The sequence below is a fragment of the Streptomyces albiaxialis genome (genome assembly GCF_039530985.1).
GTDB classification, from domain to species: domain Bacteria; phylum Actinomycetota; class Actinomycetes; order Streptomycetales; family Streptomycetaceae; genus Streptomyces; species Streptomyces albiaxialis.
Window position 1 is genome coordinate 72,493 of the sequence record NZ_BAAAPE010000016.1, and the last position, 11,582, is coordinate 84,074.

At 73.7% G+C, this 11,582-nt stretch carries 8 protein-coding genes; 6 read left to right on the top strand and 2 right to left on the bottom strand.

From position 1 onward, the window contains the following. Nucleotides 1–1,444: 1,444 nt before the first annotated feature. The 6 genes from ABD343_RS31825 to ABD343_RS31850 all read left to right on the top strand — a co-directional run bounded on the left by ABD343_RS31825 (nucleotide 1,445) and on the right by ABD343_RS31850 (nucleotide 10,606). Nucleotides 1,445–2,287 (top strand): nitrilase-related carbon-nitrogen hydrolase, encoded by an 843-nt coding sequence (locus ABD343_RS31825; RefSeq protein ID WP_344533197.1) that lies wholly within the window; start codon nucleotides 1,445–1,447, stop codon nucleotides 2,285–2,287. Next, the gene (locus ABD343_RS31830) at nucleotides 2,284–3,621 is read left to right on the top strand and encodes an aspartate aminotransferase family protein (RefSeq protein ID WP_344533198.1); all 1,338 of its coding nucleotides are present in this window, start codon (nucleotides 2,284–2,286) and stop codon (nucleotides 3,619–3,621) included. Before ABD343_RS31825 ends, ABD343_RS31830 begins: the two co-directional genes overlap by 4 nt. Nucleotides 3,622–3,769: 148 nt before the next feature. Next, nucleotides 3,770–5,851, top strand: a complete 2,082-nt coding sequence (locus ABD343_RS31835; RefSeq protein ID WP_344533199.1) for a serine/threonine-protein kinase — start codon at nucleotides 3,770–3,772, stop codon at nucleotides 5,849–5,851. 63 nt (nucleotides 5,852–5,914) lie between these two features. Then, a complete protein-coding gene (locus tag ABD343_RS31840; RefSeq protein WP_344533200.1) occupies nucleotides 5,915–8,017 on the top strand; it encodes a serine/threonine-protein kinase in 2,103 nt (700 codons plus the stop codon). 124 nt (nucleotides 8,018–8,141) lie between these two features. Continuing rightward, a complete protein-coding gene (hydA, locus tag ABD343_RS31845) occupies nucleotides 8,142–9,551 on the top strand; it encodes a dihydropyrimidinase (protein WP_344533201.1) in 1,410 nt (469 codons plus the stop codon). Between the two features lie 26 nt (nucleotides 9,552–9,577). Next, complete coding sequence (locus ABD343_RS31850) at nucleotides 9,578–10,606, top strand: TIGR03842 family LLM class F420-dependent oxidoreductase (protein ID WP_344533202.1); 1,029 nt, start codon at nucleotides 9,578–9,580, stop codon at nucleotides 10,604–10,606. Between the two features lie 23 nt (nucleotides 10,607–10,629). Here ABD343_RS31850 and ABD343_RS31855 read toward each other — a convergent pair whose 3' ends face one another. Both ABD343_RS31855 and ABD343_RS31860 read right to left on the bottom strand, forming a co-directional pair. After that, nucleotides 10,630–10,935 carry a GNAT family N-acetyltransferase gene (locus ABD343_RS31855; RefSeq protein ID WP_344533203.1) on the bottom strand — a complete coding sequence of 102 codons (306 nt, stop codon included), beginning with the start codon at nucleotides 10,933–10,935 and terminating at the stop codon, nucleotides 10,630–10,632. A gap of 4 nt (nucleotides 10,936–10,939) precedes the next feature. Continuing rightward, nucleotides 10,940–11,518, bottom strand: coding sequence for a DsbA family protein (locus tag ABD343_RS31860; RefSeq protein WP_344533204.1), 579 nt, complete (start codon nucleotides 11,516–11,518; stop codon nucleotides 10,940–10,942). Nucleotides 11,519–11,582 lie beyond the last annotated feature (64 nt).

Sequence of the window (11,582 nt, forward strand, 5' to 3'; positions counted from 1 at the left end):
GCCGCCCGCGAGGCCGCGGACCGGGCCGCGGACGCCCCCGCCGTGCCCCCGCCCCCCTCGGTCCCGCCGACCGCGGGCCCGCCGACCGCGGGCCCGCCGTCCAGGCCGCCGGTGCCCCCGCCGCCCGCCGCGCCGCCGGAGGAGCCCGGCCACGGCCCCGGCCACGGCCCCGGCCCCGAGGAGGCCGGGGTGCACGGAATGACGACGGTCACGGGCGAGCCCCGCGCCGACGCGCCGACCGCCCCGCCGTCGTACGAGATCCACCGGGCGCCCGAGCCCCCGTCCCGCCCCGGCCGGCGGCGCCGCGCCCTGGCGCTGACCGCCGGCGGACTGGCGCTCGCCCTCCTCACGGGGCTCGGCACCTACTTCGCCCTCGGCGCCCTCGACGACGGGGGGAAAGAGGGCGGGAAGAAGGAGCCGGCGGCCCGGGAGCCCGTGGAGAAGGAGAAGCCGGACGCGGGCGGCGCCGAGGCCGCACCCGAGCCCTCCGCCTCCCGGAAGGGCCCGGCTCCCGCGCCGGGCGGCGGGCTCCCGAAGGAGTTCCTGGGCGCCTGGCAGGCGAACGCGGAGGGGAAGGAGGCCGCCCGCCGGTTCGAGATCGTGCAGGGCGACGAGGGGGACGTCGTCGCCCAGGTGCACACCGTCTTCAAGGGCGGGGTGTGCACGGCCGACGCGGTCCTGCGCGCGTACGACCGCGCCACCGGCCGTATGACCGTGGAGAGCCAGAACGTCCAGGGCCTCCCGCCGGACACGAGGTGCACGTCGGCGGGGCGGCAGACGCTGCGGCCGGCGGGCGACGACAGCCTCGACTGGCGTCGCGGCAAGGGCGGCGCCGACAGCGGGAGGACGCTGGACCGGGTGTCGGACGCCGCCCGTCCCGTGCCCCTCGAACTGCTCCGGGGCGAGTGGGAGTCGGACGACAACCCTCCCGAGGGCAAGGCCCTCATGCAGTTCGAGCAGGGCCGTACGGGGACCGCGACAGTGGACCTGAAGGTCGAGTCGGGCGGCCAGGCCCTGTGCAAGTGGCGGGCCACCCTCGGCGCGGCCAACGGGAAGGTCCTGGCCTACAGCCCGCTCGACGAGCAGAAGCTGGGCAACGGCAGGAAGTGCCAGGACCGGGGTGACACCTCCTTCGAGGTGCGGGTGCGGAGCGACGAGGAGATCGTGGTCACGTACCTCGGCAGCGAGGACGAGACCCGCTACACCAGGTCCGGCTGAGCGCCCGCGCCGCGCCGCACGGCAAACGCCCCCGCCGGGGTTCTTGTCAGCGGCGCGGGCGGGACTTACGGTCACAACCTCACGTATATCTACGCGTGTCGCACGGTCACGGTGGGGCCGGACCCTTGGCGGGGTCGCGTGTCCGGCTGGGGGCCCGGGGGTCATCCCCCGGGCGATGCGGCACGCGTGTCGCACAGGCTTGCCGTCTCCATCGAAGGAGCTGTTCATGCCCGAGGTCGTACGAGCCGCGCTGGTGCAGGCCACCTGGACCGGGGACACCGAGTCCATGGTCGACAAGCATGAGGAGCACGCGAGAGAGGCGGCGAGGCGGGGCGCGAAGGTCATCGGCTTCCAGGAGGTCTTCAACGCGCCGTACTTCTGCCAGGTCCAGGACCCCGCGCACTACCGGTGGGCCGAGTCCGTTCCCGACGGGCCGACGGTCCAGCGGATGCGGGCCCTCGCGCGGGAGACCGGCATGGTCGTCGTCGCGCCCGTCTTCGAGGTCGACGGCTCCGGGTTCTACTACAACACCGCCGCCGTGATCGACGCGGACGGCACCGTCCTCGGCACGTACCGCAAGCATCACATCCCGCAGGTCAGGGGCTTCTGGGAGAAGTTCTACTTCCGCCCCGGCAACCTGGGCTGGCCCGTCTTCGACACGGCCGTGGGGCGGGTCGGCGTCTACATCTGCTACGACCGCCACTTCCCGGAGGGCTGGCGCGAACTGGGCCTGTCGGGCGCCCAGTTGGTCTACAACCCCTCGGCCACCTCGCGCGGCCTCTCCGCGTACCTCTGGCAGCTCGAACAGCCCGCGGCGGCCGTCGCCAACGAGTACTTCGTCGCGGCCATCAACCGCGTCGGCGTCGAAGAGTACGGGGACAACGACTTCTACGGCACGAGCTATTTCGTGGACCCGCGTGGGCAGTTCGTAGGGGAGGTGGCGAGCGACAAGGAGGAGGAGCTGGTCGTGCGCGACCTCGACTTCGGCATGATCGACGAGGTGCGGCAGCAGTGGGCCTTCTACCGGGACCGGCGGCCGGACGCGTACGGAGGGCTGGTGCAGCCGTGACCGCACAGAACGACCCGCACGACGACCTGCACGCCCGGCACCGGGCCGTGCTCCCCGACTGGCTCGCGCTCTACTACGACCGCCCCCTGGAGATCACCCACGGCGAGGGGCGGCACGTGTGGGACGCCGAGGGCAACCGCTACCTCGACTTCTTCGGCGGCATCCTCACCACCATGACCGCGCACGCGCTGCCCGAGGTCGCCAAGGCCGTCAGCGAGCAGGCCGGGCGCATCCTGCACACCTCGACGCTCTACCTCGACCGGCCCATGGTCGAGCTGGCCGAGCGCGTCGCCTCGCTCTCCGGCATCCCGGACGCGCGGGTCTTCTTCACCACGTCCGGCACCGAGGCCAACGACACGGCGCTGCTGCTCGCGACCGCGTACCGCCAGTCGAACCAGGTCCTGGCGATGCGCAACAGCTACCACGGCCGCTCGTTCTCCGCCGTCGGCATCACCGGTAACCGCTCGTGGTCGCCCTCGTCCCTCTCGCCGCTCCACACGCTGTACGTGCACGGCGGGGTGCGCACGCGCGGCCCCTTCGCGGGGCTGGACGACGCGGGGTTCACCGCCGCCTGCGTCGCCGACCTTGAGGACGTGCTCGGCCAGACGCACGGCAACGTCGCGGCGCTGATCGCCGAGCCCGTGCAGGGCGTCGGCGGCTTCACCTCCCCGCCGGACGGGCTCTACGCGGCCTTCCGCGAGACCCTGCAGCAGCACGGCATCCTCTGGATCAGCGACGAGGTGCAGACCGGCTGGGGCCGCACGGGCGACCACTTCTGGGGCTGGCAGGCCCATGACGCGGCCGGGCCGCCCGACGTGCTCACCTTCGCCAAGGGCATCGGCAACGGGATGTCGATCGGCGGCGTCGTCGCCCGCGCCGAGGTCATGAACTGCCTCGACGCCAACTCCATCTCCACGTTCGGCGGCAGCCCCGTCACCATGGCGGCGGGCAACGCGAACCTGGCGTATCTGCTGGAGCACGACCTCCAGGGCAACGCGCGCCGCGTCGGCGGGCTCCTGCTGGAGCGGCTGCGCGCCGTCTCCGCCGGGCTCGGCGTCGTCCGCGAGGTGCGGGGCCGGGGCCTGATGATCGGCGTGGAGCTGGTGCTGCCCGGCACGGACGCGCCCTCGCCCGAGGCCGCCTCGATCGTGCTGGAGACGGCGCGCGAGGGCGGGCTGCTCATCGGCAAGGGCGGCGGCCACGCCACCGCCAGCGTCCTGCGCATCGCCCCGCCGCTGACCCTGACCGTGGCCGAGGCGGAGGAGGGCGCCGCCGTACTCGAACGGGCGCTGCGCGCGGCCGAGACCGAGCTGGGAGGGACGCCCGCACCGTAGACACCCGAGAGCCCCCCTCGCGAGCCCTGCCGCGCGGTGGCCGGAGATGGCCGACCGGACCGAGCGCATGACCCCAACGGCGTACGATCGCTTCGCAGTTGACCGATGAACCACGGACAGCTCGGGGGAGTGGATGGAGCCGTTACGGGTGGGCGACCCGCGGCAGATCGGCGAGTACCGATTATTGGGGAGGCTCGGCGAGGGCGGGATGGGCAGCGTCTATCTGGCGCAGTCCTCGCGCGGACGGACGGTCGCGGTCAAGCTCGTACGGAGCGATCTGGCCCAGCATCCGGCCTTCCGGCGGCGGTTCGAGCGGGAGGTGCGCGCGGCGCGGCAGGTGGGGGGCGAGTGGACGGCGCCCGTGCTCGACGCGGAGACCGAGACGGCCCAGCCGTGGCTGGCCACCGGCTACATCCCGGGCATCTCCCTGGAGGACGCGGTCGAGGAGCAGCCCGATCCGCTGCCCGAGCGCACCGTCCGCATCCTCGCCAACCGGCTGGCACTGGCGCTGGGCAGCGTGCACGAGGCGGGGCTCGTGCACCGCGACGTGAAGCCGTCGAACGTCCTGGTCACCATCGACGGCCCGCGTCTGATCGACTTCGGCATCGCGCGGGCGATGGAGCCCCTCGGCGACATCCAGCTCACCCGGACCGGGGCCCTCGTCGGCTCCCCGGCCTTCATGTCGCCCGAGCAGGCGCGGGGGCAGCGGCTGACGGCGGCCAGCGACATCTTCTCCCTCGGCTCCGCGCTGGTGTTCGCGGCGACGGGCCGCGTCCCCTTCGGCGAGGAGTGCCTCGCCGCGCACGCGGTGCTGTTCCGCGTCGCCGAGGACGAGCCGGACCTGACGGAAGTGCCGGACGGTCTGCGGGAGTTATTGGCCGCGTGCCTCGCCAAGGACCCTCGGGCGCGTCCGGGGCTCGCGGAGATCCTCACCCGTACCGCCGACCCGACGGACGAGCCGGGGCCCGGCGGGCGGGGCGACGGCGCGGCGGAGCCGTGGCTCCCGGCGGGACTGGTCGCCCAGTTGGGGCAGCACGCCGCGCGGCTGCTGGACGCGGAGGTGCCGGGTGCGCGGGAGGCGGCGGACCGTGCGGCCTACGCGTTCGGGATGCCGCTGGCGGCGCCGGAGCCGGAAGAGCCACCGAAGGCGCCGGAACTGCCCCCGGAGTGGCTGGAGGAGCCCGCCCGCCCGGAAACGGGAGCGGCACCGGAGGCCTCACCCGCGGAGGATGGCCCGGAGGGTGACTCGGAGGTCGGTCCGGAGGACGCCCCGTCCGATTCCGACCGCTCCCGGCCCACGGAGCAGCGCCGCCCCCGGCGCGGGCGGGTCCTCCTCGGCGCCGTCCTGGCCCTCGCGCTGCTCGCCGGGGGCGGGGCCCTCCTCGCCGTACGGGGCGTCGATCTGCGCGGGGAGGACGGCGGCACCGGCTCCGGCGCTTCGCCCTCCGCAGTGGGCAAGGCGCGCGCCGAGCGGAAGAGCGGGGACGGGCCCCGGCCCGCGTCCGCCGGAGAGGTGCCGAAGGAGTACCTGGGCACCTGGCAGTCCGCCGTCAGGAGGCCCGACGGCGACGGGGTGGTCACCCAGCACGTCGAGATCGAGCAGGGCCGTAAGGGCGACACGGTCGCGAAGACCGTCAGCGTCTACAAGGACAACCTGTGCTACTCCGAGGCGAGCCTCGTCTCGCACGACGGCGCCCTGCGGCTCAAGGGCGAGATCTCGCAGAGCCGCGGCTCCCAGAAGCCCTGCCCGCAGCACACGCGGCAGAAGCTGGACCACAGGAACGGGGCCCTGGCCTGGAGCGCTCCCGGGGAGCGCGAGGCCCTCTGGCTCGACCGGGTCCGCGGCAAGCGGAAGAAGCTGGTGCCCGAGGCCATGATCGGCCAGTGGAAGATGACCCGCGAGGCGGCCAAGGAGGGCGAGGACATCCGTGTCGACTTCTACCAGGGGCCGGTGGGGGACGCCCTGATGAACTTCGAGTTCACCGGGCGGGGTGCGAAGGAGGCCTGCGAGTGGGTCAAGACGCTGGGCGCCGTGGAGGACGGCGCGTTCCTCTACGGCGGACTGACCGGGCCCATCGCCGCGTGCGGCGACGGCAGCGACCTCGCGGTGCCCATGGTGGGCATGACCATGCAGGTGCCGATGCGCGTGACGATGAACGGCGACGACGAGGTGCGGTTCAACAACCCCGTGGACCCCGGCAGGTCCGTCATCCTCGAACGGGCCGACTGACCCCTCACACCCCCACCACGTACGATCGCTGGGCGGTTGGCGACCACTACTCGGGGGGAACGGATGGAGGCGCTACGGGCGGGGGACCCGCGGCAGATCGGCGACTACCGGCTGCTGGGCAGGCTCGGCGAGGGCGGGATGGGCAGCGTCTATCTGGCGCAGTCCTTGCGCGGACGGACGGTCGCGGTCAAGCTCGTACGGAGCGATCTGGCCGAGGAGCCCGACTTCCGGCGCCGCTTCGCGCGCGAGGTGCGCGCCGCGCGGCAGGTCGGCGGCGAGTGGACGGCCCCGGTGCTCGACGCCGAGCCCGACGCGCCGCGGCCCTGGCTGGCGACCGGCTACCTGCCGGGCGTGCCTCTCGACGACGCGGTCCGGGCCCAGTCCGAGCCCCTGCCCGAGCGGACCGTGCGCATCCTGCTGAACCGGCTGGCGCTCGCCCTGGGCAGCGTGCACGGGGCCGGGCTGATCCACCGCGACGTGAAGCCGTCGAACGTCCTGGTCACCCTCGACGGGCCGCGCCTGATCGACTTCGGCATCGCGCGGGCCCTGGAGCCCGTCGGGGACACGCAGTTGACGCGTACGGGCGCCGTCGTGGGCTCGCCCGCGTTCATGTCGCCCGAGCAGGCGCGCGGCAAGCGGCTGACGGCCGCGAGTGACATCTTCTCGCTCGGTTCCACGCTGGCCTTCGCCGCGACGGGCCGCGTGCCCTTCGGCGACGAGAACCTCTCCGCGCACGGGCTCCTCTTCAGCGTCGCCGAGGACGAGCCGGACCTCGCGGGCGTCCCCGGAGGGCTGCGCGACCTGGTGGCCGCCTGCCTCGCCAAGGACGTCGCCGGGCGCCCCGGCCTCGACGAGATCGTGGCCCGCACGGCGGACCCGGAGGGCGAGCCGGGGCCCGGCGGGCGGGGCGACGGCGCGGCGGAGCCGTGGCTTCCGGCCGGGCTGGTCGCCCAGTTGGGGCAGCACGCCGCGCGGCTGCTGGACGCGGAGGTGCCGGGCGCCCGGGAGGCCGCCGACCGCGCCGCCGTCGCGGACGTCGTCCCGCCGCGCCCGCCCGAGCCGCCCCGCACGGGCTTCGGCCCGGCCCCCGACCCGGGCCCGGCCCCGGGGCAGGGGCCTGTCCCGGGCCCGGGTCGGGGGCCGGGTGCGACGCCCGGACCGGGCCGGACACCGGACCCGCCCCCGCCCGTGACGAACGTCCCGACGGACTCGAACGGTCCCTCCGGCCCCTCGGGTCCCACCGGCCCGAGCGGTCACTCCGGCCCGAACGGCCAGGCCCGCCCCGGGCGTTCGCGGCGTGCGGTCGTCCTCGCGGGTGCCGTGGCGCTCGTGCTGGTCGCGGGCGGCGGGACCCTGCTCGCCGTACGGGCCATGGACGGGGGCGGGTCCGGGGCGGGGGACGACGGCGGGAAGGCGGGCGGCGGTTCGTCCGCGCGGCCCTCGCCGGGCAGGAGCCTGGAGCCGCAGCCCGGCGGGGCCCTGCCCAAGGAGTTCCTGGGCTCCTGGCAGTCCGCCGCGAAGAAGCCCGAGGGCGAGGAGGCGGTCCTGCACCGGGTCGACGTCGAGCAGGGCGCCAAGGGCGAGCCGGTCCTGACGGCCTACGGCACGTACAAGGACACCCTGTGCCGCACCGTGGCGAACCTCGTGTCGTACGACGGCGTCATGCGCGTCCGCAGCGGCCCCTCGAAGCCGTACGAGGACGGGAAGACCTGCCCGCGGCGCGAGGTGCAGGACCTCGTGCACCGCAACGGCGCGCTCGTGTGGACCGCGCCCGGGCAGAAGGCGCCCGTGCGCCTCGCCCGCGTCCGGAACGGCAAGGAGAAGCCCGTGCCCAAGGCCCTGGTCGGCGAGTGGAGGATGACCGGCGAGGCGGCGAAGGGCAGTGAGGGGACCCTCGTCCGCTTCGACCAGGGCAGGGTCGATGTCGCGATGATGCGCTTCGTCGGCAAGGGGCGGAACGAGGGCTGCGAGTGGGCCAAGGTCCTCGGTGCCGCCGACGACGGCACGCTCGTCTACGCGGGGCTCCTGGGGGACAAGGAGGCGTGTGGCGGCGGGGACCAGGACATGGCCGTGCCGATGCGCGTGCGGATGAACGGCGCGGACGAGGCGCGGATCACCAGCCCCGTCGGGCCCGGACGGCCCCTCGTCCTCAAGCGCGCCCGCTGAGCCCGTCCGGCGGCGCGGGGGTTCTTGTCAGCGGCCCGGAGGCGACCTACTGTCGCAGCCTCACGTATGTCTACGCGTGTCGAACAGGCTTGCTGCGCTTGCTGCCCTCGTGAAGGAGCCGCTCATGCCAACCCCCGAGTCCACCGTCATCAGGAACGGCCTCGTCGTCACCGCCTCCGACGAACTGCACGCGGACGTCCTCATCGAGGGCGGCCGGATCGCGGCGCTCGCCGCCCATCACAGCGCCGCCGCCGAGTCGTTCGGCGCCGACCGGACGATCGACGCCACCGACCGCTACGTGATCCCGGGCGGCGTCGACGGGCACACGCACATGGACTTCCCGTTCGGCGGGACCTTCTCCTCCGACGACTTCGAGTCCGGCACCCGCGCCGCGGCCTGGGGCGGTACCACGACCATCGTGGACTTCGCCGTGCAGACCAAGGGGCACGCGCTGCGCGAGGGGCTCGATCTGTGGCACGCCAAGGCCGACGGACAGTGCGCCGTCGACTACGGGTTCCACATGATCCTCTCCGATGTCAACGAGAAGACGCTCAAGGAGATGGATCTGCTGGTGGAGGAGGGCATCACCTCCTTCAAGATGTTCATGGCCTACCCCGGCGTCTTCTACAGCGACGACGGGCAGATCCTCCGCGCCATGCAGCGCACCGCCGCCAACGGCGGCCTGACGATGATGCACGCGGAGAACGGCATCGCCATCGACGTCCTCGTCGAGCAGGCCCTCCAGCGCGGCGAGACCGACCCCCGGCACCACGGAGAGGTCCGCAAGGCGCTGCTGGAGTCCGAGGCCACGCACCGCGCGATCCAGCTCGCGCGCGTCGCCGGCTCGCCGCTGTACGTCGTGCACGTCTCCGCCGAGCAGGCCGTCGAGCAGCTCGCCATCGCCCGCGGCATGGACCTCCCCGTCTTCGGCGAGACCTGTCCCCAGTACCTCTACCTCTCGACGGACAACCTCGCCGAGCCCGACTTCGGCGGCGCCAAGTACGTGTGCTCGACGCCGCTGCGGCCACGCGAGCACCAGGCGGCGCTCTGGCGCGGGCTGCGCACGGGCGACCTCCAGGTCGTCTCCACCGACCACTGCCCGTTCTGCTTCTCGGGCCAGAAGGAGCTGGGGCGCGGCGACTTCTCGAAGATCCCCAACGGGATGCCCGGCGTCGAGCACCGCATGGACCTGCTCCACCAGGCCGTGCTGGACGGCCATCTGACGCGCCGTCGCTGGATCGAGATCGCCTGCGCGACCCCGGCCCGGATGTTCGGGCTCTACCCGAAGAAGGGCACCCTCGCGCCCGGCGCCGACGCGGACGTCGTCATCTACGACCCGCACGCCGAGCAGACGCTCTCGGCCGAGACGCACCACATGAACGTCGACTACTCGGCGTACGAGGGCAAGCGGATCACGGGCCGGGTCGAGACCGTCCTGTCCCGCGGCGAGACCGTCATCGACCGGCGGACGTACACCGGACGGGCCGGACACGGCCAGTACGTCCCGCGCGGCATCTGCCAGTTGTTGAACTGACACAGTCTGAACTGAGGGGTACCGCCATGGACTTCGGCCTCGTCCTGCAGACCGACCCGCCCGGCTCCGCCACCGTCGGGCTGATGCGCCGCGCCGAGCGGAACGGCTTCCGTTACGGCTGGACGTTCGACTCGCCCGTGCTGTGGCAGGAGCCGTACGTCATCCACAGCCGCATCCTCGCCCACACCACACGGCTCACCGTGGGCCCCATGGTCACCAACCCGGGCACGCGCGCCTGGGAGGTCACCGCCTCCACGTTCGCGACGCTCAACGAGATGTACGGCAACCGCACCGTGTGCGGCATCGGGCGCGGCGACTCCGCGATGCGCGTCGCCGGGCGCAAGCCGCACACCCTCGCCCGGCTGGGCGAGGCCATGACCGCCATCCGCGACCTCGCCGAGGGCCGCGAGACCGTGATCGACGGCACGCCGCTGCGGCTGCCGTGGGTGCGGGACGGGAAGCTGCCGGTGTGGATGGCCGCGTACGGGCCGAAGGCGCTGGCCCTGGCCGGGCGGGAGGCGGACGGCTTCATCCTCCAGCTCGCCGACCCCGTGCTCACGGCGTGGATGGTGCGCGCGGTCCGCCAGGCGGCGGCCGACGCGGGGCGCGACCCCTCGGAGGTCACGATCTGCGTCGCCGCGCCCGCCTACGTCTGCGAGGACACCCCGGAGGCGCTGGCCCACGCGCGCGAGCAGTGCCGCTGGTTCGGCGGCATGGTCGGCAACCACGTCGCGGACCTCGTCGCCCGCTACGGGGAGCACTCCGACATGGTGCCCGAGGCCCTGACCTCGTACATCAAGGAGCGTGAGGGGTACGACTACGCCCACCACGGGCGTGCCGGGAACCCGGACACGGCGTTCGTGCCGGACGAGATCGTGGACCGCTTCTGCGTGATCGGCCCCGAGCAGGCGCACACCGCCCGGCTCCGCGAGCTGGCGGGACTCGGCGTGGACCAGTTCGCGCTCTACGCGATGCACGACGCGAAGGAGGGCACGATCGACGCGTACGGCGGCACGGTGATCCCCGCGCTGGAGGCGGCGGGCGCCGCCGGCTGAGCGCCCCGGCCGGGCGCGCCGCCTCAGGCCGGGTCGCCGTCCTTCTCGTAGACCAGGTCCTGGTAGTCGGTGTGCTTGCGGATGTAGCTCGCGAAGAAGGGGCACACGGGGACGACCTTGAGCCCCTCCTCGCGGGCCGCGTCCAGCGCCGTACGGGCCAGGGCGCTGCCCACGCCGCGGCCCTCGTACGCGAGGTCGACCTCGGTGTGCGTGAAGGCGATGACCTCGGACGAGCGCATGTACTGCGCCGTTCCGGCGACGGCGTCCCCGATCCTGGCCTCGTACTGGCCCTCGCCGGGATTGTCGGTGACCGTCACGTCGTCGGCCATGGTCCTACCCTTCCTGAAGCTGAGCGGTGAACATCTCCGGCGTGACGGCGTGCCCGGTGCGGTCCAGGACCGCGACGGGGCGCTCGCCGAAGAAGACGGTCGGGGTCCCCTCGACGCCGCTCTCCCCGAAGGCCCGGGAGACGTCCTCGACCCAGGCCCCGAAGGCGTACTCCAGCACGGCGTTCTCGAACTCGGGGGAGCGCAGTCCCTCGACGTCGTTCGCGAGCCCCAGCAGCGCGCGGGGCTCCGCGAAGGTGTCGTGGTCCTCGTGCGGCTGGTTCGCGTAGAGCGCCCGCAGGTACTCCAGGAACTCGGCCTGCCCGGTGTTGGCCGCGGCTCCGAGGGCGTTCAGCGCCTGGTGGGAGCCCTTGCCGCCGAGCGCCTCGTCGAGGAATGTCGCGAAGTGGTAGTGCAGCCGGAACGTCCCCTCGTCGGCGAGCCGCCGGAAGGTCTCGCCGAGCCCGTTCTCCATGCGCTTGCAGTACGGGCAGCGCGGGTCGGCGTAGACGTGCAGGACCGGGCCCGCCGACTCGCCGTACACGACGGTCGTGCCGCCCTCGCCTGTGGTGTGCGCGGGGATCATGCCCCCAGCCTGGGCGCGCGCCCGCGCACGGGCAACGCGGACGGGCCATTGGTGTCACCCCGCG